This is a genomic window from Pseudomonas simiae (assembly GCF_000934565.1).
Taxonomy (GTDB): Bacteria; Pseudomonadota; Gammaproteobacteria; order Pseudomonadales; family Pseudomonadaceae; genus Aquipseudomonas; species Aquipseudomonas simiae.
In genome coordinates this window covers 1479216-1505139 of sequence record NZ_CP010896.1, presented here as the reverse complement: position 1 = coordinate 1505139, position 25924 = coordinate 1479216, and the positions used below count along the sequence as shown (strand labels likewise).

The window sequence follows — 25924 nt, the reverse complement described above, 5'->3', positions numbered from 1 at the left end:
TCCATGTCGAAATTTTTTATCGACCGCCCCATTTTCGCCTGGGTTATTGCCCTGGTGATCATGCTGGTCGGGGCACTGTCGATCCTGAAGTTGCCCATCAACCAATACCCGGCCATCGCGCCGACCGCCATCGACATCCAGGTGACCTACCCAGGCGCGTCCGCACAAACCGTGCAGGACACCGTGGTGCAGGTCATCGAGCAACAGCTCAACGGTATCGACAACCTGCGTTATGTTTCCTCGGACAGTAACTCCGACGGCAGCATGACCATCACCGTAACGTTCAACCAGGGTACCAACCCGGACATCGCCCAGGTTCAGGTGCAGAACAAACTGAACCTGGCGACTCCACTGCTGCCGCAAGAAGTGCAGCAGCAGGGTATCCGCGTGACCAAGTCGGTGAAGAACTTCCTGATGGTGATCGGTCTGGTGTCGGAAGACGGCAGCATGACCAAGGACGACCTGTCCAACTACATCGTGTCGAACATCCAGGACCCGATTTCCCGGACCGCAGGTGTCGGTGACTTCCAGGTGTTTGGTTCGCAGTACGCCATGCGCATCTGGCTTGACCCAAGCAAGCTGAACAATTACCAGCTCACGCCAGTGGATGTCAGCACCGCGATCTCCGCACAGAACGTGCAGGTGGCTACCGGCCAACTGGGTGGCCTGCCTGCCCTGCCCGGCACTCAGTTGAACGCGACCATCATTGGCAAGACGCGCCTGCAGACGGCGGAGCAGTTCGGCAACATCCTCATGAAAGTCAATACAGACGGCTCCCAGGTACGCCTGAAGGATGTCGCGCGTATTGAGCTGGGTGGCCAGAACTACAGCATCGCTGCACAGTTCAACGGCAAGCCGGCTTCCGGTATGGCGATCAAGCTGGCTTCGGGCGCCAACGCCCTGGACACCGGCAAAGCAATCCGTGCCACCGTAGCGCAGCTCGAACCGTTCTTCCCGCCAGGCATGAAGGCGGTGGTGCCGTATGACACCACCCCGGTCGTGACCGAATCGATCTCCGGTGTAGTCCATACCCTGGTCGAAGCGATCGTGCTGGTGTTCCTGGTGATGTTCCTGTTCCTGCAGAACTTCCGTGCCACCATCATCACCACCATGACCGTACCGGTGGTGCTGTTGGGTACCTTCGGGATCCTGGCGGCGTTCGGTTTCACCATCAACACCTTGACCATGTTCGGCATGATCCTGGCCATCGGCTTGCTGGTGGATGACGCCATCGTCGTGGTGGAAAACGTCGAGCGGGTGATGGCCGAGGAACACCTGTCGCCCAAAGAAGCGACGGTCAAGTCCATGGGCCAGATCCAGGGTGCCCTGGTGGGTATTGCCCTGGTACTGTCGGCGGTACTGTTGCCGATGGCATTCTTCGGTGGTTCCACCGGTGTGATCTACAAACAGTTCTCCATCACCATCGTTTCGGCCATGGCGTTGTCGGTACTGGTTGCGCTGATCTTCACCCCGGCCTTGTGCGCCACCATGCTCAAGCCGATCGACCCGGAAAAACACGGCCAACCCAAGCGTGGTTTCTTCGGCTGGTTCAACCGCACCTTCGACCGTGGCGTACTGAGCTACGAGCGCGGCGTGGGTAACATGATCAAGCACAAGATCCCGGCGTTCCTGGTGTACGCACTGGTTATCGCCGGCATGATCTGGCTGTTCATGCGCATCCCTGCGGCGTTCCTGCCCGATGAAGACCAGGGCGTGATCTTTGCCCAGGTACAGACGCCGGTCGGTTCTACGGCTGAACGGACGCAAAAAGTCATCGACGATATGCGCATCTTCCTGCTCAACGACAAGGAAGGCGAGCCGGGCGAAGGCAAAGGCGTGAAATCGGTATTTACCGTAAACGGCTTCAACTTCGCCGGTCGTGGCCAAAGCTCGGGCCTGGCCTTTGTGATGCTCAAGCCGTGGGACGAACGTGACGCCTCCACCTCGGTGTTCGAGATCGCCAAGCGCGCCCAGGGCTACTTCATGCAGACCTTCAAGGACGCCATGGTATTTGCCATCGTGCCGCCGTCTGTACTGGAACTGGGTAACGCCACGGGCTTCGACGTGTTCCTGCAAGACCAGGGCGGGGTCGGCCACGATAAATTGATGGCGGCGCGTAACCAGTTCCTCGGTATGGCAGCACAAAGCAAGATTCTGGCAGGTGTGCGCCCCAACGGCGTGAACGATGAGCCGCAGTACGAGCTCACCGTCGACGACGAGAAGGCCAGTGCCCAAGGCATCACCCTGTCGAGCATCAACCAGACCCTGGCGATTGCCCTGGGTGGCAGCTACGTCAACGACTTCATCGACCGCGGTCGGGTGAAGAAGGTGTACGTACAAGGTGAAGCCGCCAGCCGCATGTCGCCTGAAGACCTGAACAAATGGTACGTGCGCAGCGACTCCGGGAAGATGGTGCCGTTGTCCGCCATCGCGTCGGGCAAGTGGATCTTCGGTTCGCCGAAACTCTCGCGCTACAACGGTGTAGCGGCGATGGAAATCCTCGGTACTCCGGCACCGGGTTACAGTACCGGTGACGCCATGGCCGAAGTCGAGCGTATTGCCAAGCAACTGCCGGCAGGTATTGGCTATGCGTGGACCGGTCTGTCGTACGAAGAACGTCTGTCCGGCTCCCAGGCACCTGCGCTGTACGCCCTGTCGCTGCTGGTAGTGTTCCTCTGCCTCGCGGCACTGTACGAAAGCTGGTCGATCCCGATCGCGGTGATCCTGGTAGTGCCCCTGGGGGTTGTGGGTGCGTTGATAGCGACCAGCATGCGCGGGTTGTCCAACGACGTGTTCTTCCAGGTGGGCCTGTTGGTGACGGTGGGCTTGGCGGCGAAAAACGCCATCCTGATCGTGGAGTTTGCCAAAGAGCTCCACGAACAAGGCAAAGGCATCGTCGAGGCGGCCATCGAGGCGTCACGCATGCGTCTGCGGCCGATCATCATGACCTCCATGGCGTTCATCCTCGGCGTATTGCCGCTGGCGATCTCCTCGGGCGCAGGTTCGGGTAGCCAGCACGCCATCGGTACCGGTGTCATCGGCGGTATGATCACGGCCACTGTATTGGCGATCTTCTGGGTGCCGTTGTTCTTCGCAACCGTATCCGCTGCTGGCGAGCGTAAAAAGACTGACACAACTGAAACCCCTAAAGAGGCTGGCCAATGAGCAAGTCGCTACTTTCCCTAGCCGTCACGGCATTCGTGCTCAGTGGCTGCTCGCTGATACCTGACTATCAGCGCCCCGAAGCGCCGGTGGCCGCACAGTTCCCGCAGGGGCCGGCGTATTCGTCGGCCCAGGCGCCGAGCCAGGCCGCTGCCGAGCAGGGCTGGAAGCAGTTTTTCCATGACCCTGCCCTGCAACAGCTGATCCAGACCGCGCTGGTGAACAACCGTGACCTGAGGGTCGCGGCCCTGAACATCGACGCGTATGCCGCGCAATACCAGATCCAGCGCGCCGACCTGTTCCCGGCCGTTTCGGCCACGGGCAGCGGCAGCCGTTCGCGCACTCCGGCCCGCCTGTCGCAGACTGGCGAGTCGACCATCAGCAGCCAATACTCGGCCGGTCTCGGGATCAGTTCTTATGAGCTGGACCTGTTCGGTCGCGTGCGCAGCCTGAGTGAAGAAGCCCTGCAAAAGTACTTCGCCACTGAAGAAGCGCGGCGCAGCACCCAGATCAGCCTGGTGGCCAGCGTGGCCAATGCCTACCTGACCTGGCAGGCCGACAAGGAACTGCTCAAGCTCACCCAGGACACCCTGGATGCCTACGAGCAGAGCTTCAAGCTCACCTCGCGCAGCAACGAAGTCGGCGTGGCCTCGGCCCTCGACCTGAGCCAGTCGCGGACCTCGGTGGAAAACGCCCGGGTTGCCCTGGCACGCTATACCCGCCAGGTGGCCCAGGACGAAAACAGCCTGACCCTGCTGCTGGGCACCGGCCTGCCGGCGAATATCACCAGCAAGCCGCTGTCGGATGACCTGCTCAGCGAAGTGCCGGCCGGCTTGCCATCGGACCTGCTGCAACGTCGTCCCGACATTGTGCAAGCCGAGTACAACCTCAAGGCGGCCAATGCCAACATCGGCGCGGCGCGTGCCGCGTTCTTCCCGAGCATCACCCTGACCGCCAGCGCCGGCACCGCAAGCCCGAACCTGGGCGGTTTGTTCAAGGGCGGTTCGGGCACCTGGTCGTTCGCCCCGCAGATCAACATCCCGATCTTCAACGCCGGCAGCCTGCGCGCCAGCCTGGACTATTCGAAGATCCAGAAAGAGATCAATGTGGCGAACTACGAGAAGGCGATCCAGACCGGCTTCCAGGAAGTGTCCGACGGCCTCGCCGCACGTGAAACCTACAAGCAGCAACTGGATGCCCAACGCGGATTCGTCGCAGCCAACCAGGATTACTACCGCCTGGCCGAGCGTCGCTACCGCATTGGTGTCGACAGCAACCTGACGTTCCTCGATGCCCAACGCCAACTGTTCAGTGCCCAGCAATCGCTGATCACCGACCGCCTGGCGCAGCTGACCAGCGAGGTCAACCTGTACAAAGCCCTCGGCGGCGGCTGGAACGAGCAGACCGCGAAGAACGAGCCGTTGAAAGAAGAAGCACCGGCACTGAAGTTGTTCTGATGGTGTTGTAAAAAGTCGCACCGCTGCAAAAAAAACCGCTTCCCTCACCGGAAGCGGTTTTTTTATGCCTCACTTTTGCCCTGATAACTTGCGTTCGATCATCGCCCACAACCCGCCCTTCCCCACTTTCCTCGCCCCCGCACCGCCCCGCACCATGGCCGCCACCTGCATAAACCCAATAACAACAGGTCCTTTCGCCATGAGCACTTTCCACCCGCGCCGGCTGCTGCTGGCAACCGCTGTCGCCAGTCTCGCCCTGCCCGTCGTCGCCGAAGAACACGGTTTTCTCGAAGACGCCAGCGCCAACCTCAACCTGCGCAATTTCTTCTTCAACCGCAATTACACCAACCCCACCAAGGCCCAGGGGGGTGCGCAGGAGTGGACCCAGAGCTTCATCCTCGACGCCAAGTCCGGCTTTACCCAGGGCACTGTAGGTTTCGGCGTGGATGTGCTGGGGTTGTATTCGTTGAAGCTCGATGGCGGACGCGGCACCGGGGGCACCCAACTGCTGCCGTTGGATCATGATGGCCGCCCTGCGGATGAATTCGGGCGCCTGGGCGTGGCGTTCAAGGCGCGCATTTCCAAGACGGAAGTGAAGGTCGGCGAGTGGATGCCGGTGCTGCCGATCCTGCGCTCAGACGACGGCCGCTCCCTGCCGCAAACCCTGCGCGGCGGCCAGATCACTTCCAAAGAAATCGATGGCCTGACCCTCTACGGCGGCCAGTTTCGTGCCAACAGCCCGCGGGACGACAGCAGCATGAACGACCTGTCGATGTTCGGTAAAACCGCGTTCACCTCCGACCGCTTCAACTTCCAGGGCGCCGAGTACGCGTTCAACGACAAGCGCACCCAGATCGGCCTGTGGAATGCCCAACTCAAAGACATCTACAGCCAGCAGTTCATCAACCTGATCCACAGCCAACCGCTGGGCAACTGGACCCTGGGCGCCAACCTCGGTTTTTTCTACGGCAAGGACGACGGCAGCGCCCGCGCCGGCGAGCTGGACAACAAGACCTGGTCGGGCCTGTTCTCCGCCAAGTACGGCGGCAACACCTTCTACCTCGGCCTGCAGAAACTCACCGGCAACAGCGCCTGGATGCGCGTTAACGGAACCAGCGGCGGCACCCTGGCCAACGACAGCTACAACGCCAGCTACGACAACGCCCAGGAGAAATCCTGGCAAGTACGCCACGACTACAACTTCGCCGCCCTCGGTGTGCCGGGCCTGACCCTGATGAACCGCTACATCAGCGGCAGCAACGTGCACACCGGCACCGTCACCGACGGCAAGGAATGGGGCCGCGAAAGCGAACTGGGCTACACCGTGCAAAGTGGCAGCCTGAAAAACCTGACGGTGCGCCTGCGTAATTCCAGCATGCGCCGTGACTACAGCAACAATGAGTTCGATGAAAACCGGTTGATCGTCAGTTACCCGATCAGCCTGCTGTAAGACCGAATTACATTTCTGGAGGAACCATCTGAAGCGTCAGGACAATTCCAGGAGACAGGGTCAATACCAGGCCCCCTATAGGGATTACACATGGACGTTTCAAACCGTATTGCACACGCTCAACCCAACCTGCCTGCCGGGGCGCACAGTTCGACGACTGCGCGCCCTACAGCCTTCAACAATAGCCACTATGGCCTTGTATTACGCCCCCGCCCGGTACTCACGCCCGACAAACCGGTCCAAGCTCACCGACACCCCTTTCTGGATGACGGCAATTTAAAAGCCAGCGGCCAGTCAGTGTGGGAGCAAGACAACTCCTTCAGCCTGAACAACAGTCTGATTCTTGAAACCGGCGACAAGGCCGACCGGGTCCATATCAGCCAGACGTACTCCGGCCAACTGGATGTTCGGGTCAACGGCCGGTTATATCGTTTTGACAGTCAGGATAAAGACGGTAAAGCACTCACCTTTCATCTCAAGACCCACGGCGGTAACGACAACATCCGCATCGACGCCAACGTGACGCAGCCCGTCATCGTGGAGGCCGGCGACGGCAATGACCGTGTGCAGGCCGGCGCGGGCTACACCCGCCTGTTCGGTGGTAAAGGCGACGATGTGCTGCGCCTGGGTAGCGGCCTTGGCTATGCCGAAGGTAACGACGGTGACGACACACTCATCGGCGGTACGGGCGACAACGTGATGTACGGCAACAACGGCAATGACCGCCTCTACGCCGGTGCGGGTGCAAAAAGCAAAACCAGCTACCTGGATGGCGGTAACGGTAAGGATTTACTGTACGCGGGCAACGGTCATACCGTGTTGCATGGAGGGCCCGGTGACGATCGCTTGATCGGCCACGATCGCAGCACGTTCTACACCGGCAGTGGCTGCGACAAGGTGATTGCCAATCGCCCTGGCGACCGGATCTACGCTCAAGCGGGCGATACGATCAAGCGCCTCAACGGCTCGGTGTTGACCACCGTCACAACCGACCAGTCGTCGCTTGTAGGTTTTCGCATCAAGGGCTCTGCCGATTTTATTCAAAGGGTCGAAGACGATCTGGCCTTGCTGCGCAGTTCCCCCCAGGGCAAACAGATGCTGGCCGAGATGAATGCGATCGCCCTACGTAACGGCGCACCGGTGATGCTTGTGGAGGATCGGGTCGACGTGGGTAGCGGCTACGTTTATGGCAGTCAGGAACTTAAGGCATTGCTGCAATACGAACGGCCCCCCGTGGTGGGGGACGACCCCAAGTGGGGGTTTATGGTCGACGGTGTGCCGGGGTCTCGGGCTGATCGAGCTGAAATCATCTACAACCGTTCCGCCCTGAACGTACTGGGTGCCAGCACGTACTCGCCGATCACGACGCTCTATCACGAAATGGTTCATGCCTATAACGCTGGTAACGGCACGGCTTTATCGGGCTCGACCACTGAAACATTCGAGGGCGAGCAACACGATGTCCCCAACAGCGAACGTCAGGCCGTAGGGCTGCCCACCACACCCGCGACCACCCCCAACCCCAAACCCTTCACTGAAAACGCCTTGCTTGAAGAGATGGGCAAGCCACTGCGCACACAATACGTGGGCTGATCCTTAGCGATGCTCGTTTGTCAGCCTGTAACCTCCCACCGCCCATCTTGCTGTATGGTGCGCGCCTGCCGCTGCTGATCCACCCCGCAGCGGCCTTCCATTCGAGCCCGCGCACACCATGAAATCCTTCGCCATCGCATCCGCCATGCTGACCCTGGCCTTGAGCCTCAGCGGTTGCATTGGCTCGCCCATCGCCCTGACGCCAGAGACCGAACAGCGCCTGCAAACCCAGGCGCAGATCCGCTTCCTGCTGACCTTCGATGACGGCCCGAGTGCGTCGGGCTACAACAACCCGAGCCGGTCGGTGATAGCCGACCTGGCGCAGAACCCGGTGCTGCCGCAGATCAAGGCGGTGTTCTTCCTGCAGACCGAAGCGGCTCGCTCCGGCGGCAGCTCACGGGGTCGCAAGACCATGGAGCGCGAGTATGCGGCCGGTCACATCCTGGCCTTCCACACCGCCACGGGGTTTCACACCAACCACCGCTGGCTGAACGACGCGGAACTGGAAAGCACCCTCACCCGAGGCGCGGCCGATATTGCCGCGATCACCGGCAGCCTGCCGGTGCTGGTGCGCCCGCCGTTCTGGAATTACGACCGCCGCACCTTCGCCGCCTACCAGCGCCATGGCATGCACGTGCTGCTCACGGATTTAAGTGCCAATGACGGCAAGATCTGGGGCTTCAACGGCAGCCCGCGCAGGCGCGCCAATCTGTATCGACAGTTGTCGGTAGTGCGCGAGCGCATTGCGTTGGGTGAGTTGCCGACGGTGGACGGTGTGATACCGGTGGTGGTGACCTTCCACGACATCAACCGCTACACCGCGCGGCATATGCAGGAGTACCTGCAGATCCTGCTGGACAGCGCCCGGATCAACGGCCTGAAGACGTCCGCGGAGCCCTTCTACACCGACACGGCCCAGCTTCAGCGCGCGGCGCTGGCGCGTACGGTCAAGGATGTGAGTGAAGAGGTGCATCTGCCAGGCGTGTGGAATTGGGTGTGGGACGCCGACTCCCACTGATGTTTAAAACCCGGTAAAGACTAGCGGTGGGAGCGGGCTTGCTCGCGAATGCGATGTGTCAGTCAGCACAGGTATTAACTGAACCACCGCTTTCGCGAGCAAGCCCGCTCCCACGTTTTGACCGTATTTCAACTCAGTCAGCCTGGCGCGACTCGACGCCCAGCTCATCCCACACCGATTCCGCCAGGTGAAACGTCGCGTTCGCTGCCGGGATCCCGCAGTAGATCGCGCTCTGCATCAGCACTTCCTTGATCTCGGCGCGGGTGACGCCATTGCTCGCGGCGGCGCGCAGGTGCAGCTTGAGTTCTTCACTGCGGTTCATGCCGATCAGCATCGCGATGGTGATCAGGCTACGGGTGTGCCGGGGCAGACCGGGACGGGTCCAGATGTCACCCCAGGCATGGCGGGTGATCATTTCCTGGAACTCGCTGTTGAATTCGGTCAGGGCATTGAGGCTGCGGTCGACATGGGCGTCGCCCAGCACTTCGCGGCGCACCTGCAGGCCCTCGGCATAACGTTGTTTCTCGTCCACGAAAAGCTCCTCAGTAGCCCAACAAGAATTCAATGACGCAGTCGCTGAACGCCGCACCGGCCTGCACATTGGACAAGTGCGCCGCATAGAACTCGGCGTACTCGGCGCCCTGTACATGGTTCTGGATAAAGTGGCTGCCCGCAGGCGGTGTGACGGCATCTTCAGTGCCGGCAATGACCAGGGTCGGTACTGTGATCGAAGCCAGTTGCTCGCGGAAATCCGCGTCACGTACCGCTGCACAATTGGCGGCATAACCTTCGGGCGATGTGGCCGCCAGCATGTCGGTAATCTGCTTGGCCTGGTACGGGTTGGCGGCCGCAAAGTCCGCGGTGAACCAGCGTGCAATCGATGCATCGCGCAGCGCTACCATCGCCGCTGCGCCATCACGCAGCACCATTTCAATGCGCGGGTTCCACACCTCGGGCGTGCCGATCTTGGCGGCGGTGTTGCACACCACCAGGCGCTGCAAACGCTGCCCGGCATTGATACCAAGCCATTGGCCAATCAGGCCGCCCATGGACAGCCCGCAAAAATGCGCGCGTTGGATATCCAGTGCATCCAGCAGCGCGATCACATCCTGACCGAGTTGCTCAATGCTGTAGGGGCCTGGGGTAACCAGGGATTTGCCATGGCCACGGGTATCGAAACGCAGCACGCGAAAATGCTGGGTGAAGGCCGGGATCTGGAGGTCCCACATGTGCAGGTCGGTGCCCAGCGAGTTGGAGAGCACCAGTACTGGCGCACCCTCAGGCCCGTCCAATTGGTAATGCAGTTCGCCCTCGGCGAGTTGTACAAATGCCACGGTGGTCTCCTCAAGCAAAGTGTTCGGCTACGGCGCGGGTGACCCAGGTGTGGGCCTGGCCCAGGTAGTGGGCAGGATCAAGCAAACGGTCCAGCTCAATCGCGGACAGTTCGGCGGTGACTTGCGGCTCATCCGCCAGGACCGCACGCAGGTGACGCCCCTCTGCGACGGCACGCTTGCAGCACTGCTCCAGCAGATGGTGGGCGGTTTCGCGACCGAGGCGCTGGGCAAGCACGATGCTGACGGCCTCGGCCAGTACCAGGCCGTGGGTCAGGTCGAGGTTTTGCGCCATGCGCTGCGGATCGACTTCCAGGCCTTCGCTCACCAGCAACGCCTGATGTAAAGCGCCGGACACCAAACGGCAGATCTCCGGCAGGGTTTCCCATTCCGCATGCCACAGGCCCAGGCTGCGTTCGTGCTCTTGGGGCATGGCGCTGAACATCGTCGAGACCAGGCCCGGCACTCGGGTAGCGGCGCTGATCAGCACGGCCGCACCCACCGGGTTGCGCTTGTGCGGCATGGTGGACGAGCCGCCCTTGCCCGGAGCCGACGGCTCGAACACCTCGGCAGCTTCGGTCTGCATCAACAAACTGATATCACGGCCCAATTTGCCCAGGCTGCCGGCGATCAGGCCGAGCACGCTGGCGAACTCTACCAAGCGATCCCGTTGGGTGTGCCAGGGTTGCTCGGGCAAGCTCAGTTGCAACTCAGCCGCCAGCGCTTCGGCCACCGGCATGGCCTGCTCACCAAGCGCTGCCAGGGTTCCGGATGCGCCACCGAATTGCAGCACCAGCAAGCGCGGTTTCAGCGCCGTCAGGCGCTGGCGGTTGCGGGTAACCGCGCCCAGCCAGCCGGCGATTTTCATCCCCAGGGTGACCGGCGTTGCATGCTGCAACCAGGTACGCCCGGCCAAAGGCACGTCGGCATATCGCTGGGCCTGGGCGGCAAGCCTATCCCCCAGGCGCACCAAATCCGCCTCGATCAACTCCACCGCCCGCCGCAGTTGCAGCACCAGGCCGGTGTCCATCACATCCTGGCTGGTCGCCCCCAGATGCACGTAGCGCTCAGCCCCGGCATCTTCACTGGCAATCAACTTACCCAGCGCCTTCACCAGCGGAATCGCCGAATTACCCGCCGTGGCAATCGCCGCGCCGAGGGCATCCACGTCATACAACGAGGCCAGGCACGCCTGGGCGATCGGTGCGACGGCGGCCTGGGGAATCACCCCGACCTGGGCCTGGGCCCGGGCCAAGCCCGCTTCAACATCCAGCATGCCCTGCAAGCGTCCCTGGTCGCAGAACACCTCGGCCATGCTGCCCCCCGTGAAGTAAGCGTCGAACAATTGATTGCTCGTGCGCAAAGTCATAACGCGTCCCTTATAGATCGTGGTGCAAGTACTCCGCCTGTTTCGGCAGACGCAAGCTGAACAGGAAGGCCACCGCCATCATGCCGGTGACGTACCAGTAGAAGGTGTTTTCCATGCCCATGGATTTGAGGCCCAGGGCCACGTATTCCGCCGAACCACCGAAGATCGCGTTGGCCACCGCGTAGGCCAGGCCTACCCCCAGGGCACGCACGTGAGGCGGGAACATTTCCGCTTTCACCAAGCCGCTGATGGAGGTGTAGAAACTCACAATGGCCAGGGCCAGGGAGATCAACACAAAGGCCAGGAATGGGTTGGTGACGGTTTTCAAGGTCAGCAGAATCGGCACCGTGCACAGGGTGCCGAGGGCGCCGAACCAGAGCATCGAGTTACGACGGCCGATCTTGTCCGAGAGCATGCCGAACAGCGGCTGCATGCACATGTACACAAAGAGCGCGCCGGTCATGATGTAGCTGGCGGTCTTGGCGTGCATGCCGGCCGTGTTCACCAGGTATTTCTGCATGTACGTGGTAAAGGTGTAGAAAATCAGCGAGCCGCCGGCGGTGTAGCCGAGCACGGTGATAAACGCCGCCTTGTGGTTGCGGAACAACGCAGCCACGCTGCCGGCGTCCTTGTCCTGGCGGGTTTCCTTGCTGGTGGTTTCCTTGAGGGTGCGACGCAGCAGCAGGGAGATCACCGCCGCAATGGCGCCGATCACGAACGGAATCCGCCAGCCCCAGGCGCGCAATTCTTCTTCGGTAAGGATCTGTTGCAAGATCACCACCACCAAAACCGCCAGCAGTTGCCCGCCGATCAGGGTCACGTACTGGAACGAGGCGAAGAAGCCGCGCTGGCCCTTGAGTGCGACTTCACTCATGTAGGTCGCGGTGGTGCCGTATTCGCCACCCACCGACAAGCCCTGGAACAGCCGCGCCACCAACAGCAACGCCGGGGCCCAGGCGCCGATGTCTTTGTAGGTGGGCAGGAAGGCGATCACCAGGGAACCGGCGCACATCATCAGCACCGAGATCATCATCGAGTTCTTGCGCCCGTGCTTGTCGGCCACCCGGCCAAACAGCCAGCCGCCGATCGGGCGCATCAGGAAGCCGGCGGCGAACACGCCGGCGGTGTTAAGCAGTTGGACCGTGGGGTCGTCCGACGGGAAGAACGCCGGCGCAAAATAAATGGCGCAGAAGGCATAGACGTAGAAGTCGAACCATTCGACGAGGTTGCCGGAGGATGCCCCTACGATCGCAAAAATCCGTTTGCTGCGTTCTTCTCCGGTGTAGTGGCTCGTTGTTGTTGTCATGTTTTTTCACTCAGTGGGAACGGTTATAGCCTAGACATACTTTGCAACAACCATGTCATGCAAGCGGACTTTTGGATATGTGTTGCCTGGTAGAGCCCTATCGGTGGGCTTTCCTCCGATAGGGCCCTAAGGTCAACTCAATAATCGAAGAACACCGTTTCCTTCTCTGTCCCCTGCAAAATCACATTCCACTGATACACCCCCGCCGCATCCTGCTGGGCAATCAAGGTACTGCGACGCTCGGCTGGCACACATGCCAGCAACGGGTCATCACCGTTCAGCGCCTCGCCCTCGAAATAAATCCGCGTCAGCAGGTGTTTCACCAAACCCCGGGCAAACACCAGCACTACTAGGTGCGGCGCCTGGGTAGTGCCCTTCAAGCCCGGCACGGCACCCGGCTTGATGGTGGTAAAGCGAAACCGCCCTTCGGCGTCCACCGGCACCCGGCCGAAACCTTCGAAGTTCGGATCGACGGCTTTGTCCTGCTCGTCTTCCGGATGGTCATATTTGCCGGCGGCATTGGCCTGCCAGACTTCGAGCATGGCGTCATTGACGACATCGCCGTTGCCATCCACCACTTGCCCGCTGATCGCCACGCGTTCGCCGAGGGTGGCGCTCACGGTCAGGTCTTCGCGGTTCAGCCAGGTCAGGCCGATGTGGTAGTACGGCCCGACGGTGTGGGACGTGGTCGCGTTGAGTGTCATCTCATTTCTCCATCGGCGTGGCGTCGCGGCCGCGCAGGACGATGTCCCAGCGGTAGCCGAGGGCATAGGAAGGAATGGTTTTTTCCAGGTCGAAACGGGCGATCAAGCGTTCCTTGGCCGAGGTGTCCGGCACGCAGTTGTAGATCGGGTCGTATTCCAGCAGCGGGTCGCCGGGGAAGTACATCTGTGTGACCAGTCGCGTCAGCACACTCGGGCCGAACAGCGAAAAGTGGATATGCGCCGGGCGCCACGCGTTGTGGTGGTTTCCCCACGGGTAGGCGCCGGGCTTGATGGTCTGGAACTGGTACCAGCCATCGGCGTCGGTGACGGTGCGACCGGTGCCGGTGAAGTTCGGGTCCAGCGGCGCGTCGTGCAGGTCGCGCTTGTGGTTGTAGCGGCCGGCAGCGTTGGCCTGCCAGATTTCCACCAGAATGCCCGGCACCGGCAAACCGTTTTCGTCCAGTACGCGGCCATGAATGATGATGCGTTCGCCTTGAGGCTCGCCGTCATGCTGGGCAGTGAGGTCGTTGTCCTTGGCGTTGACACGCTCGGCGCCGATGGTCGGGCCGGTGATTTCCGACAAGGAATGGGGCAGGAACACCAACGGCTGGGACGGCGAACGCAGGTTCGTCGACTGGTAGGCCGGGTGCAGGTAATCAGGTTGAGTGCCCGCTTGCGGGCGCCGGTATCCAGGCTTGTCACTCATGGTGCAGTCCTCTCTTATTAGATGCGTTCAATCGCCAGGGCCAAGCCTTGGCCGACGCCCACGCACATGGTCGCCAGGCCTTTGCTGCCGCCGGTTTTTTCGAGTTGGTGCAGGGCTGTCAGCACCAGACGCGCGCCGCTCATGCCCAGCGGGTGGCCAAGGGCGATGGCGCCGCCGTTCGGGTTGACCTGGGGTGCGTCGTCAGCGATGCCCAGTTCACGCAGCACGGCCAGGCCTTGGCTGGCGAAGGCTTCGTTGAGTTCGATGACGTCAAAATCGGTGACCGCCAGGCCGAGGCGCTCGACCAGCTTGCGCACGGCCGGCACCGGGCCGATGCCCATCACTCGCGGTGCGACACCGGCGCTGGCCATGCCCAATACACGGGCGCGGGCGGTCAGGCCGTGTTTCTTGACGGCTTCGGCGGAGGCCAGGATCAGCGCCGCCGCACCGTCGTTCACGCCCGAGGCATTGCCGGCGGTGACGGTCTTGTCGGGGCCATTGACCGGTTTGAGCTTGGTCAGGGCTTCCAGGGTGGTGTCCGCGCGCGGGTGTTCATCCTGTTCGACGACGGTTTCGCCTTTTTTATGGGCGACCCGTACCGGCACAATTTCTTCGGCGAAAAAGCCAGCGGCCTGGGCCGCTGCGGTGCGTTGCTGGCTGCGCAGGGCAAAGGCGTCCTGGTCGGCGCGGGACACGTGGTAATCGTCGGCGACATTATCGGCGGTCTGCGGCATGGCATCCACGCCGTACTGCGCCTTCATCAACGGGTTGATAAAACGCCAGCCGATGGTGGTGTCCTCCAGCTTCATAGTGCGCGAAAACGCTGCGTCGGCCTTGCCCATCACGAACGGCGCGCGGGACATCGACTCGACGCCACCGGCAATCGCCAGCTCCATTTCGCCGCTGGCGATGGCGCGGAAGGCGGTACCGATCGCGTCCATGCCCGAGGCGCACAAGCGGTTGAGGGTCACGCCGGGAATGCTTTCCGGCAGGCCCGCCAGCAACAGCGCCATGCGCGCCACGTTGCGGTTGTCTTCACCGGCCTGGTTGGCGCAGCCGAGGAAAACCTCGTCGACTGCCGTCCAATCCACCGAAGGATTGCGCTCAATCAGCGCCTTGATCGGCAACGCTGCCAGGTCATCGGCACGCACGGTGGACAGGCCACCGCCGAAACGACCGATGGGAGTGCGGATGGCATCACAGATAAATACATCGCGCATCAGGCTTCTCCCGGCGCTTGGCCATGGGCGGCCGCGGTGCGTGCTTCAAGGTCACGCAGGGCGGTCAGCTCTACGTCTGTCGGTTCGGCGGTGGTGTCGACCTGGTCGGCAAAACGAATCGCCCAACCGGTGGCGGCCACCACTTGCTCACGGGTCACGCCAGGGTGCAACGCGGTGACCACGAACTCATGGGTGCCCGCTTCCGGCTCCATGATGCACAGGTCGGTAATAATCCCTACAGGCCCCGCCCCTGGCAGACCCAGGCGTTTGCGCGAATCGCCGCCTTCGCCATGGCCGACCGAGGTGATGAAGTCGAGCTTGTCGACAAACGAACGCGCCGACTGCTTGAGGATGATCAGCACGCTCTTGGCCGAACCGGCGATTTCCGGCGCGCCACCGGCACCCGGCAGGCGTACTTTAGGCTGATGGTAGTCACCGACCACGGTAGTGTTGATGTTGCCGAAACGATCGACCTGGGCCGCGCCGAGAAAGCCCACGTCGATGCGCCCGCCTTGCAGCCAATAGCGAAAGATCTCACCGGTCGGTACGACGGTGTCGGCGGTTTCCGCCAGCTCGCCATCACCGATGGACAGTGGCAGTACCGACGGCTTGGCGCCAATCGGGCCAGACTCGTAGATCAACACCACGTCTGGCGACGAGGTCAGGCGCGCCAAGTTGGCCGCCTTGGACGGCAGGCCGATGCCGACAAAGCACACGGAACCGTTCTTGAGGCGGCGCGCAGCGGCGACGGTCATCATTTCATTGGTCGAGTAAGCCATTATTTGGCCTCCTGCGCGGTGGCCAGCTTGGCCTGGAATTCGGTGAAGTCGGCAGTGCCGTGGATGTATTCGTTGATCCAGGCGGTGAAAGTCCCACGGTCGCGGGCGATCGGGTCCCACGCCTGGTAGAAGCGGTTATCACGCTCGTTGTAGCCATGGGCGTAGGACGGATGCGCGCCACCCGGCACATGGCACACCGCGGTCAGCGCCCAGGTCGGGAGCACGCAGCTGTTCATCGGCGCATTCAGGTCATCGACAATTTCTTCAACGGTGACGATGCAGCGCTTGGCGGCCAGGGCCGCTTCTTTCTGCACACCGAGAATGCCCCACAGCAACACATTGCCCTTGCGGTCGGCCTTTTGTGCGTGGATTACGGTGACATCCGGACGCACCGACGGCACCGCCGCCAGCACTTCGCCCGTGAACGGGCAGGTGACGGTCTTGATCAGCGGGTTGACCTTGGGCAAGTCGGAGCCGGCGTAGGCGCGCAGTACCGCGAACGGCAGGCCCGAGGCACCGGCGACGTAGGCATTGGCCAGGTCGGCATGGCTGTGTTCTTCGATTTCCAGCGGTTGCGGCCATTGCTTCTCGACCGCGTCCCGCAGGCGATGCAGGGAGCCCACGCCAGGGTTTCCGCCCCAGGAGAAAATCAGCTTGCGGGCGCAGCCGGCACCGATCAACTGGTCGTAGATCAGGTCAGGCGTCATACGCACCAGCGTCAGGTCTTTCTTGCCCTGACGAATGATTTCATGACCCGCTGCCGTAGGGATCAGATGGGTGAAGCCTTCCAGTGCGACGGTGTCGCCGTCGTTCACAAATTGCTTCACCGCGTCACGCAGCGCGAGGATTTCAGCCATGGGTTTCGGGCTCCCGGTATGGATCGAAAAAGGCGCTGAGGGGGCGCCGAAGTGCTTGAAGATTAAGCCGGGGAAATGGGCCAAACAATCCGATAATCGACTCAGCGTTCGATTATCGAACGGATTGTTGCCTGGCTAATCATCTGGAGGAACGCGGTAAATGTGGGAGCTGGCTTGCCTGCGACAGCATCGCCGGCCAGCCAGCTCCCACAGGGGCAGCGGTATCCTCAGGTAGCGTCGGCGTGGCTGACCATGCCTTTGATGACGACAGCGGCGGTTGCCAACGCAGCGGGGATCACCAACGCCGTGAGCACTTGTTCGAAGTTCCAGCCCAGGCCCAGTAAGGTCGCCCCCATCCAGGCGCCGAGAATCGCGCCGAAGCGACCGATGCCAAGCATCCACGACACGCCCGTGGCGCGGCCCTGGGTCGGATAGAAACGTGCAGCCAATGAAGGCATCGCCGACTGGGCACCGTTGACGCACATCCCGGCAATCAGCACCAGGGTTGCCAGTAGGGTGATATTGCCCAGGCTCTGGCCTACCGCGTAGGCAAACACCCCGGCCAGCAGGTAGAAGCTGCCGATGACCTTGTGCGGATTGAACCTGTCCATCGCCCAGCCCACGCCCACCGCACTCAGCACGCCACCAAACTGGAACAAGGCGCCGATGAATGCGGCCTGTTCCAGGCTGGCCCCGCTGTCACGCATCAGGGTCGGCAACCAACTGGTGAGCAGATAGACGATCACCAAGCCCATGAAGTAGGTGAGCCACAGCAGCAACGTACCGGCGCTGTAGGTGCCGGAGAAGATCACCGCAAACACGTTGCGCGCCTTGACGGTTTTTTGCTCGGGTACGCTGAAGCTGGTGGCTTGGCCGACGATAACGGGATCAATGGGAGACAGGGTTTTGCGCACCTTGTCGGTGCCGCGATTGCGCACCACCAGGTAGCGTGCCGACTCCGGTAGCCACAGCATCAGCACCACCACCAGGATCAATGGCAGGATGCCGCCGATCAGCAACAAAGCATGCCAGCCAAACGCCGGGATCAGCTTGGCCGAGATAAACCCGCCACCGGCCATGCCCAGGTTGAAGCCGCAGAACATACTGGTCACCAACAGCGACTTGTGGCGTTCCGGCGTGTATTCGGACAGCAGCGTCGTGGCATTCGGCATGCCGGCGCCCAGTCCCAGTCCAGTGAGAAAACGCAGCACCAGCAACTGATCGACGTTGCTGCTGTAGGCGGAGGCCAAGCTGAACGCGCCAAACACCAGTACCGCGCCCACCAGCACCACTTTACGGCCGAAGCGGTCGGCCAATGGTCCGGAACCCAGGGCACCAAACACCATGCCGATCAACGCGGCACTCATCACCGGGCCGAGGCTGGCGCGGTCGATGCCCCAGTCCTGGGACAGCGCCGGCGCGATAAAGCCCATGGCGGCGGTGTCGAGGCCATCGAGGAACACAATCAGGAAACACAGGATCACCACGCGCCACTGATAACGTGACAGTGGCTGGGCGTTGATGAAGGACTGAACGTCTAATGGGGTACCGACAGAAGGCTGATTCATTGTTTTTATTTCCACACCGATGGCGGGCTGACGACCTGGGGTCGTCATTATTATTGGTGCGCTTGAACAGCGCTGCCGCACATTAATAAGCCGGGGGAAACACCGTCAATTGAGCAAACCGGGATCTGTGCGGTGACCGAACAGCTTAGGCGAACAGTTGCGCGCTCAACTCACGGCTAGCGCTGAGCATGTTCGGCAGAAAGCGCTGTTCCAGCTCACTGCGGCTGACGCGTCCGGCATGGGTGCTGACGTTCAGCGCGGCCAGCACCTGACCCGATGCGTCATACACCGGCACCGCGATGGATCGCAGGCCTTGCTCCAACTCCTGGTCGACGATGCACCAGCCCTGCTGACGCACTTGTTGCAGGCATTCGAACAGCGCCGCGGGTGTGGTCAGGGTGCGGCTGGTCTTGGTTTGCAGGTCGGCATGGTCGAGGTAATCCTGCAGCGAGGCGTCGTCCAGCGCGGCAAGCAGGATGCGTCCCATGGAGGTGCAATAGGCCGGCAGGCGCCCACCCACCGACAGGTCCACGGAAATCAGGCGCTGGGTGGTGGCCGAACGGGCAATGTACAGAATGTCGTCGCCTTCGAGGGTGGCCATGTTGCAGGCTTCGTGGAGCTGCTCGCTCATGCGGTCCAGATAGGGCTGGGCCGACACGGCCAACGGCGTGGAAGACAAATAGGCATGGCCGAGGGTCAGGACTTTGGGCAGCAGCGAATAGGTCCGCCCGTCGGTAGTGGCGTAGCCGAGCTTGATCAGGGTATGCAGGCAACGTCGCACGGCGGCGCGGGGGATTTCCGTGCGGTGGCTGATCTGGGCGATGGTGAGGTGGCGCTTGCGTTCCTGGAATGCCTGCACCACGGCCAAGCCGCGGGCCAGGGACGTCATGAAGTCCGGATCACCGGTAAATGCCTGGATACGCTTGGCCGGAGAGGCAACGATCGGCGGCGCTACTGACGCGAAAGAGTTGCGCAATTGATCGTTCATGTCGGGATCCTTTCTCTTATTGTCGACCGCAAGGGAGGTTCGGCTGCTATTACAAGCCGCGTCAGCCGGGATGCACAAGGCAGCGCTGACAACATTGTGCGATTATCGGACGATCATTCGATTATCGCAATTTTCCGGTTCGCGCCGTAGGCCAGCCCGCAGGATTGGGTAAAAGCAAACGGTGCTTATTAACCTGTTAAGTTGGGTAGAATTTATGACGCCAGAATTCACGCAATTACCCGCGCGACGGTGTAACAAAACGCTCACACAAAGTTGACGGTTTTTAACTTTAAGCTGATAGTGTTATTCGAACGCGCCGCTATAATGTGCGCTATGCGCAGGTTCACCTGGTTTGTTTATCAGGTCGGGGCCACGCCAGATGATGCACCCGCTGTGCATGGTCGAAACTACATGCCTTGAATGCCCCCGCTAAACAAGTGGCCGCGTGTGCTTATTCCAAACTTGAACGTTTCAACTTGGAACACGCGAGGAAGCATTCCGGCATAAAGCTGCAACGTATTAACACTCAACTCAATTAGGTAGCAATGTGACGAAAGATGAACTGCGCGCGGAACTTGAGCGCCAGGAGCAACGTTACAAGGACGTTTACGGCGGGGAAGTCACCACCTACGCCGCCCAGCCTGAGCCTGAACGCAAACCCTGGCGCAAGCGAGCCAGCCTGCTCGACCAGGCATTTGCCCAGGAAATCCAAAAGATTGAACAAGAGCTGAAAACCGAAGAGCCATAAGCGATCCGGTCTGAGCCACAAGGTTCTGCCTCGGCTGCCGGCACATAGCCAGCAGCCGGCAACCTTGAATCCCACCACCATCGGTAAAATTTCATACAAATGTTTCAGGCGTGACGTTTTTGTGACAAAACCCCGCCCTGAGGCCTCTGCGCTTTATAAATCAAAGACTTGCCAAAGCCCCGAAAACCCTGGGATGCACGCCTTTCACGGTGTTTTTTTCGGTGAAGATTGTTACCGATGAGCAGCTAGTGCATCGATTACTGAGGTTTTCTGGCATAATCGCGCCCCCTTACGACCGGGTCAGAAAACCTTCATGATCGATTTATTCAGCGGACTGGATGCTTGGGTTCTCGTGAGCCTGTTGCTCGCCCTGGCCTTTGTCCTCGCCTTCGAGTTCATCAATGGCTTTCATGACACCGCTAACGCGGTGGCCACAGTCATCTATACCAAAGCCATGCCGCCGCACTTGGCCGTGTTCTTCTCCGGGGTGTTCAACTTCCTCGGCGTGTTGCTCGGTGGTGTCGGCGTCGCCTACGCCATCGTGCACTTGCTGCCGGTGGAGTTGCTGATCAATGTGAACACCGGCCATGGCTTGGCGATGGTCTTCTCTTTATTGGCGGCGGCGATCACCTGGAACCTGGGCACCTGGTACTTCGGTATCCCGGCTTCCAGCTCCCACACCCTGATCGGTTCGATCCTCGGTGTCGGCCTGGCCAATGCCCTGATCAACGATATTCCCCTGGCTGACGGTGTGAACTGGCAGAAAGCCGTGGATATCGGCGCCTCGCTGGTGTTCTCGCCAATGGCCGGCTTCCTGGTCGCAGCCCTGGTGCTGATCGGCCTGAAGTGGTGGCGTCCGCTGTCGAAGATGCACAAGACCCCGGACCAGCGCCGCAAGCTCGACGACAAGAAACACCCGCCGTTCTGGAACCGCCTGGTGCTGGTGATTTCCGCCATGGCCGTGAGTTTCGTACACGGTTCCAACGACGGCCAGAAAGGCATCGGCCTGATCATGCTGGTGCTGATCGGTATCGTACCGGCGCAGTTCGTCCTCGACCTGGGCAGCACCACATACCAGATCGAACGTACCCGCGATGCGACCGTGCATCTGAGCCAGTTCTACCAGCGCAATAACGCCACGCTCGGTGAGTTCCTGGCCCTGGGCAAAAGCGTGAAAAATGACCTGCCGGGCAAGTTCCAGTGCAACCCGCAACAGACCGAGCCCACCATCAACGCGCTGGTCGACACCTTGAAAGGCGTGTCCGACTATCATTCGCTGACCTCTGACCAGCGTATTGAAGTGCGTCGCTATTTGCTCTGCCTGGATGACACCGCGAAAAAAGTCGGCAAGCTGCCAGGCTTGGATGCACGTGAAAAGTCCGACCTCGACAAGCTGCGCAAAGACTTGACCGCCACCACCGAGTACGCCCCGTTCTGGGTCATCCTCGCCGTTGCACTGGCCCTGGGCCTGGGCACCATGGTGGGCTGGAAGCGCGTCGTACTGACCATCGGTGAGAAGATCGGCAAGCAAGGCATGACCTATGCCCAGGGCATGTCGGCGCAGATCACCACCGCGACCATGATTGGCTTCGCCAACATCTTTGCGCTGCCGGTCTCCACCACCCACGTGCTGTCTTCCGGCGTGGCCGGCACCATGGTCGCGAATAAAAGCGGTCTGCAAGGTGGCACGGTGAAGACCATCCTGATGGCCTGGGTCCTGACCCTTCCGGCCACCGTGGCCTTGTCGGCCGGGTTGTTCTGGTTGGCATCCAAAGCGCTGGGTAGTTGATAACCTGCCTGTCATAAAAAAGGTGCGATCCGCGAGGATCGCACCTTTTTTTATGTTCGTATTTCTGTAGAAGCCGGCTCCTACAGGGAATGGCGTTAATTCGAACGCAAAAAAAAGGGCGACCGAAGTCGCCCAAAATGCCTTGCGTGCTCATGTAATCTGGAAAGACCTATGGTTTTTTACGCTTGTTCGCGTCTTTCCAGATAAAAATTCCAAATCCTACAAAAAACATCACCATGAGGCTTACAGTCAGCACTCCGGCAAACACCACATTATCGATAAACATGACCGGCCTCCTGTGCTTGCCCTGTTGCGATAGGGCTAAGTTAATGGAGAACGCGGATTGGAAAATTGACGGGGATCAATGTTGCCCGCGACGGGGCATAAAGAAGGGCAATAACTGACCTGCATCAGCAGATGCAGGCTGTTTCAACGCTTTTTCGGTTTGTTCTTCGGTTTTTTCTTCACTTTGCTGAGCGGCATTGCCTGTTCGAATGCCTGGCGCACTTCATTCAGGCGCTTGTCATTGAGGTCATGCACGCGCTTGGCACGTTCGGCATTCAGGTCGATCAGCTTGTCGTCTTCACTCATGGCTTGGCTTACGTCGTGGAGGGAATGGCCCAATAATGCGGGCTCAAGCGGCCAACGGCAAATCAGCGGGCGACAAAAGGCAAGGCATCGCACAAAATCGAGGCCTTTCCCAAACCCGGAGACGCCCTCAGGTGGCACTGCACAAGGACCTTCCGCCGTTGCTGGCACTGCGTGCCTTTGAAGCCGTGGCGCGGCATCTGAGTTTTATCAAGGCCGCCAGCGAGTTGTCGGTGACCCAGAGCGCCCTCAGCCACCAGGTGCAAAAACTTGAGCAGCACCTGGGCAAACCACTGTTTATCCGACGCACCCGCGCGATCGATCTGACCGCCGACGGCCAACAGTACTACGACGAAATCCGCCCTGCCCTCGATGCCATCGCTGCCGCCACTCGCACCCAACGGGTTGCCCCCCGCGCCACTGTCTTGCGCATCGGCTTGTTGGCCTCCTTTGCCACGCTGTGGCTGGCGCCGCGTCTGGCCGGGTTTCTAACCCGTTACCCGCATATCCAGGTTGAGTTGTTGCCGTCTATTCAACTGGCCAACGTCGCTGCGGCCGAGGTCGACCTCGCCATCCGATACGGCAAGGGAGATTGGCCTGATGTCCAGGCCACGCGACTGATGCAGGAAGTCATCTCCCCGGTGTGCAGCCCTACATTCAAAGCCATGCAGGACAGCCCACTATTAATGGCCACTTCGCACCGGCCGTTCGAGTGGACCGACTGGTCCGCGCACTACCAGGTCGACCTCGCCCACCACCCCCGCGTGATGCTGCACGACTACAACATCGTGGTCGAAGCCGCCGTGGCTGGCCAAGGTATCGCGATGGGCCGGCATCGCCTGATCGAACGCCGGCTGCAGGACGGCAGCCTGGTGGAGGCCTTCGACTGGCCGCCCTATCACAGCGACATCGGCTATTGGCTCATCGCTCCCCAGGGCAGCACCAACGAAGCCGCCGCGTGCTTCAGCCGGTGGCTGAAGGAAGTCTGCGCCGACGGGTGAGTTATTTCGATACGTTGCGTGAGATCTATCCGTTTGTCGCTCACCCAGGCAACGCACATGCTGAAACCTCCTGAACAGAGAGGATTGATCATGAGCGACTCCATCCGCCAACGCGTGCAAGCCTTGGGCCTCACGCTGCCCACCCCCAGCCAGCCGATTGCCAACTACGTCAATCATGTCATCAGCCAGAACCAGCTGTTCGTCTCCGGGCAGATTCCGCTGGTAGATGGCAAACCAGCCTACGTCGGCCGCTTGGGCGAGTCCGTCAGCGATGAAGAAGGCGCACACGCGGCGGAACTGGCAGCCCTGGGCCTGCTGGGCCAATTGAGCGATGCCTTGGGTGATGACTTGTCACGCCTGGTACGCACCGTGCGCCTGGGTGTGTTTATCGCCAGCAGCGCTGATTTCAAACAACAAAGCGTGGTCGCCAACGGCGCGTCCAATCTACTGGTCAACGCACTGGGCGAAAAAGGCCGACATGTGCGCACCGCCGTGGGTGTTTCAAGCCTGCCGGCCGGCGTGGCGGTGGAGGTTGATGCCATTTTCGAGCTGCGTCCGTGAGCCCGCTCGAAGTCCAGCGCCTGCGAGATGACACGCCGGGTTGCCAATCCGGCATCGTGCACTTCAACCCTGCCGGCGCCTCCCTGCCCAGCCAGGCAACCCTCGATGCGATCATCGAACACCTGCAACGCGAAGCCCGGGACGGCCCAATGGAAGCCGGTGAACATGGCGCCGTGCTGGTGGAAAAAGCCCGTCGCGCCGCCGCGCAATTGCTCAACGCCCCCGCTTCATCAATCGCGTTTGCCAGCAGTGGCTCGACCGCCTGGAGCCTGGCGTTTCAGGCCTTGGGGCCTTGGCAGGCGGGCGATCGTATTCTGGTGGGCCGCCATGAATGGGGTGGCAATCTGGCCAGCATGGAGCTGGCTGTACAAGCCGGTGCCCGAGTGGAAACCATCCCCTGCGATGACAGCGGCGCGGTCTGCCCGCTGGCGCTGGAATCGATGATCGATACACACGTCAAGCTGATCGACCTCACTTGGCTCCCGGCCAATGGCGGCCTGATCAACCCCGCCCAGGCCATCGGTGAAGTGGCGAGACGTCATGCCATCCCCTACTTCATCGACGCCGGCCAAGCCGTCGGCCAGGTGCCCGTGGATGTGCAGGCGTTGCAGTGCGACGTGCTCAAGTCCGCCGGACGCAAACACCTGCGCGGCCCACGGGGCACCGCACTGCTGTATGTGCGGCCGGATTTTCTTGAACAGTTGAACCCGGCCCAGCGTGACGTATTTTCAGCGCCATGGACGGCCCGGGGTTTTGACCTGCGCAATGACGCCCGTCGCTTCGAAACCAGCGAGACCTCCTTCGCCTTACTGGCTGGCCTGGGCAACGCATTGCAAGAGATGAATCGTCTGGGCATCGAGCGCGTCTGGGAAAGGGTGTCGCAAACCGCCGAGCAAATCCGCGACGCATTGCGTGGGATTGCGGGTATTACCCTGCATGACCTGGGCACCCATCAATCAGGCTTGATCGCCTTCAACCTGGCGGGCTGGGATGCCTTCGAACTGAAACGGCGACTGGGCTTGAAGCGCATCAATATCGGCGCCAACGGCATGGCCTACACGCCGCTGGATATGCAGGCGCGGGGCCTGAAAAGCGTGGCGCGGGTCTCGGTCAGCCCGCTCAACACCGAGCACGATATCGAGTTGTTGATCGCGGCCCTGCGCGAGTTGTGCGACTAAACCTCGACGTCTACCCACAAGCCCTGGCGCGGGGCATCTTCGATCAGCGGCACCACCGGCACGGTGTTGTCGGCATTGAGCACATCCCCCGGAATGGCCAGGTGCTGCTCCGGGTCTTCATCGGCCTCACGCCGGCGTTTCTGTTGTTCCTGCTGGCGGCGTTGTTCTTCGCGCAGCAAAAAGGTCGACGTCTCGGCGTCGCCTTTTTTCAGGTCGATGGTGCTCTCGTTGGAGCCGGGTTGAACTGGCACCACGGGCGGGATATCCGGCTTCTGTCGCACCGGATCGAGTTGTGACGTGACCGGCACAACGCTGACGGGCAGCATGGGTGGCAGCATAGTGATTATTCTCCTGATCAACAGGCTGTCGGCGGGTTGCCGGGCGACTTGAGCGCAGGCTCGCCAACCTGTGACCCAGTCGACACTGTCAAGTGCCCGCCACCCGTCGATTCAACTTCCGATACGCCGCGCCAACGGAGTAGTTTTTCTCAGAGTCCTTGGGCGTGGGGGCTTGTTCCGTTAAGATAGTCGGCTTTTTCACGGCGGGAGTCA

Annotated in this window: 24 protein-coding genes; 10 read left to right on the top strand and 14 right to left on the bottom strand. The window is 61.1% G+C overall.

From position 1 onward, the window contains the following. Nucleotides 1–3 precede the first annotated feature (3 nt). The 5 genes from PF1751_RS06730 to PF1751_RS06710 all read left to right on the top strand — a co-directional run bounded on the left by PF1751_RS06730 (nucleotide 4) and on the right by PF1751_RS06710 (nucleotide 8680). The gene (locus PF1751_RS06730; protein ID WP_010212313.1) at nucleotides 4–3165 is read left to right on the top strand and encodes an efflux RND transporter permease subunit; all 3162 of its coding nucleotides are present in this window, start codon (nucleotides 4–6) and stop codon (nucleotides 3163–3165) included. Beyond that, nucleotides 3162–4619, top strand: a complete 1458-nt coding sequence (gene adeC / locus PF1751_RS06725) for an AdeC/AdeK/OprM family multidrug efflux complex outer membrane factor (RefSeq protein WP_010212314.1) — start codon at nucleotides 3162–3164, stop codon at nucleotides 4617–4619. The genes PF1751_RS06730 and adeC overlap by 4 nt, the downstream gene beginning before the upstream one ends. A 199-nt stretch (nucleotides 4620–4818) precedes the next feature. Continuing rightward, nucleotides 4819–6069 (top strand): OprD family porin, encoded by a 1251-nt coding sequence (locus tag PF1751_RS06720; protein WP_010212315.1) that lies wholly within the window; start codon nucleotides 4819–4821, stop codon nucleotides 6067–6069. Between the two features lie 90 nt (nucleotides 6070–6159). Next, entirely contained in the window at nucleotides 6160–7662 is a 1503-nt protein-coding gene (locus PF1751_RS06715; protein WP_080923183.1) for a M91 family zinc metallopeptidase, read from the top strand. Nucleotides 7663–7780: 118 nt separating this feature from the next. Beyond that, entirely contained in the window at nucleotides 7781–8680 is a 900-nt protein-coding gene (locus PF1751_RS06710) for a polysaccharide deacetylase family protein (protein ID WP_044286746.1), read from the top strand. Between the two features lie 133 nt (nucleotides 8681–8813). Here the strand turns inward: PF1751_RS06710 and pcaC are convergent, their stop codons facing one another. The 11 genes from pcaC to pcaR all read right to left on the bottom strand — a co-directional run bounded on the left by pcaC (nucleotide 8814) and on the right by pcaR (nucleotide 19508). Then, nucleotides 8814–9212 carry a 4-carboxymuconolactone decarboxylase gene (gene pcaC, locus PF1751_RS06705; RefSeq protein ID WP_010212318.1) on the bottom strand — a complete coding sequence of 133 codons (399 nt, stop codon included), beginning with the start codon at nucleotides 9210–9212 and terminating at the stop codon, nucleotides 8814–8816. Nucleotides 9213–9222: 10 nt separating this feature from the next. Continuing rightward, entirely contained in the window at nucleotides 9223–10014 is a 792-nt protein-coding gene (gene pcaD / locus PF1751_RS06700) for a 3-oxoadipate enol-lactonase (protein WP_021492378.1), read from the bottom strand. A gap of 10 nt (nucleotides 10015–10024) precedes the next feature. Beyond that, entirely contained in the window at nucleotides 10025–11380 is a 1356-nt protein-coding gene (locus PF1751_RS06695) for a 3-carboxy-cis,cis-muconate cycloisomerase (protein WP_044286745.1), read from the bottom strand. A 10-nt stretch (nucleotides 11381–11390) separates the two neighbouring features. Continuing rightward, on the bottom strand, nucleotides 11391–12686 hold the full coding sequence (locus tag PF1751_RS06690; RefSeq protein WP_010212323.1) for an MFS family transporter: 1296 nt from the start codon (nucleotides 12684–12686) through the stop codon (nucleotides 11391–11393). Between the two features lie 137 nt (nucleotides 12687–12823). Further along, the gene (gene pcaG, locus PF1751_RS06685) at nucleotides 12824–13390 is read right to left on the bottom strand and encodes a protocatechuate 3,4-dioxygenase subunit alpha (protein WP_021492379.1); all 567 of its coding nucleotides are present in this window, start codon (nucleotides 13388–13390) and stop codon (nucleotides 12824–12826) included. A gap of 1 nt (nucleotide 13391) precedes the next feature. Beyond that, entirely contained in the window at nucleotides 13392–14096 is a 705-nt protein-coding gene (gene pcaH / locus PF1751_RS06680) for a protocatechuate 3,4-dioxygenase subunit beta (RefSeq protein ID WP_010212326.1), read from the bottom strand. 17 nt (nucleotides 14097–14113) lie between these two features. Continuing rightward, nucleotides 14114–15319: a 3-oxoadipyl-CoA thiolase gene (pcaF, locus tag PF1751_RS06675; RefSeq protein WP_175439626.1), complete on the bottom strand. Its 1206-nt coding sequence runs from the start codon at nucleotides 15317–15319 to the stop codon at nucleotides 14114–14116. After that, entirely contained in the window at nucleotides 15316–16098 is a 783-nt protein-coding gene (locus tag PF1751_RS06670; protein WP_175439627.1) for a CoA-transferase subunit beta, read from the bottom strand. The genes pcaF and PF1751_RS06670 overlap by 4 nt, the downstream gene beginning before the upstream one ends. After that, on the bottom strand, nucleotides 16095–16952 hold the full coding sequence (locus PF1751_RS06665) for a CoA transferase subunit A (protein WP_010212331.1): 858 nt from the start codon (nucleotides 16950–16952) through the stop codon (nucleotides 16095–16097). Before PF1751_RS06665 ends, PF1751_RS06670 begins: the two co-directional genes overlap by 4 nt. Nucleotides 16953–17179: 227 nt before the next feature. Continuing rightward, nucleotides 17180–18520, bottom strand: a complete 1341-nt coding sequence (gene pcaK / locus PF1751_RS06660) for a 4-hydroxybenzoate transporter PcaK (RefSeq protein ID WP_010212334.1) — start codon at nucleotides 18518–18520, stop codon at nucleotides 17180–17182. Nucleotides 18521–18665: 145 nt separating this feature from the next. Beyond that, nucleotides 18666–19508, bottom strand: coding sequence for a pca regulon transcriptional regulator PcaR (pcaR, locus tag PF1751_RS06655; protein WP_010212335.1), 843 nt, complete (start codon nucleotides 19506–19508; stop codon nucleotides 18666–18668). Nucleotides 19509–20055: 547 nt separating this feature from the next. On the opposite strand from pcaR, the gene PF1751_RS06650 reads away from it, so the two are divergent. Together PF1751_RS06650 and PF1751_RS06645 are read left to right on the top strand one after the other, a co-directional pair. Then, a complete protein-coding gene (locus tag PF1751_RS06650; protein WP_003189295.1) occupies nucleotides 20056–20256 on the top strand; it encodes a hypothetical protein in 201 nt (66 codons plus the stop codon). A gap of 313 nt (nucleotides 20257–20569) precedes the next feature. Further along, nucleotides 20570–22045, top strand: a complete 1476-nt coding sequence (locus tag PF1751_RS06645; protein ID WP_010212339.1) for an inorganic phosphate transporter — start codon at nucleotides 20570–20572, stop codon at nucleotides 22043–22045. A 169-nt stretch (nucleotides 22046–22214) separates the two neighbouring features. Here PF1751_RS06645 and ccoM read toward each other — a convergent pair whose 3' ends face one another. Together ccoM and PF1751_RS29185 are read right to left on the bottom strand one after the other, a co-directional pair. After that, nucleotides 22215–22331 carry a cytochrome c oxidase subunit CcoM gene (ccoM, locus tag PF1751_RS29720; protein WP_010212341.1) on the bottom strand — a complete coding sequence of 39 codons (117 nt, stop codon included), beginning with the start codon at nucleotides 22329–22331 and terminating at the stop codon, nucleotides 22215–22217. A gap of 143 nt (nucleotides 22332–22474) precedes the next feature. Continuing rightward, a complete protein-coding gene (locus PF1751_RS29185) occupies nucleotides 22475–22636 on the bottom strand; it encodes a hypothetical protein (RefSeq protein WP_010212343.1) in 162 nt (53 codons plus the stop codon). Nucleotides 22637–22767: 131 nt separating this feature from the next. On the opposite strand from PF1751_RS29185, the gene PF1751_RS06630 reads away from it, so the two are divergent. From PF1751_RS06630 to PF1751_RS06620, 3 genes are all read left to right on the top strand, one after another. After that, nucleotides 22768–23634, top strand: coding sequence for a LysR substrate-binding domain-containing protein (locus PF1751_RS06630; RefSeq protein WP_010212345.1), 867 nt, complete (start codon nucleotides 22768–22770; stop codon nucleotides 23632–23634). A gap of 90 nt (nucleotides 23635–23724) precedes the next feature. Further along, complete coding sequence (locus PF1751_RS06625) at nucleotides 23725–24195, top strand: RidA family protein (RefSeq protein ID WP_010212347.1); 471 nt, start codon at nucleotides 23725–23727, stop codon at nucleotides 24193–24195. Continuing rightward, entirely contained in the window at nucleotides 24192–25373 is a 1182-nt protein-coding gene (locus PF1751_RS06620) for an aminotransferase class V-fold PLP-dependent enzyme (RefSeq protein WP_044286743.1), read from the top strand. Before PF1751_RS06625 ends, PF1751_RS06620 begins: the two co-directional genes overlap by 4 nt. Here the strand turns inward: PF1751_RS06620 and PF1751_RS06615 are convergent. Next, on the bottom strand, nucleotides 25370–25711 hold the full coding sequence (locus tag PF1751_RS06615; RefSeq protein ID WP_010212350.1) for a hypothetical protein: 342 nt from the start codon (nucleotides 25709–25711) through the stop codon (nucleotides 25370–25372). The two genes, PF1751_RS06620 and PF1751_RS06615, sit on opposite strands and share 4 nt — an antisense overlap. Between the last annotated feature and the right edge of the window lie 213 nt (nucleotides 25712–25924).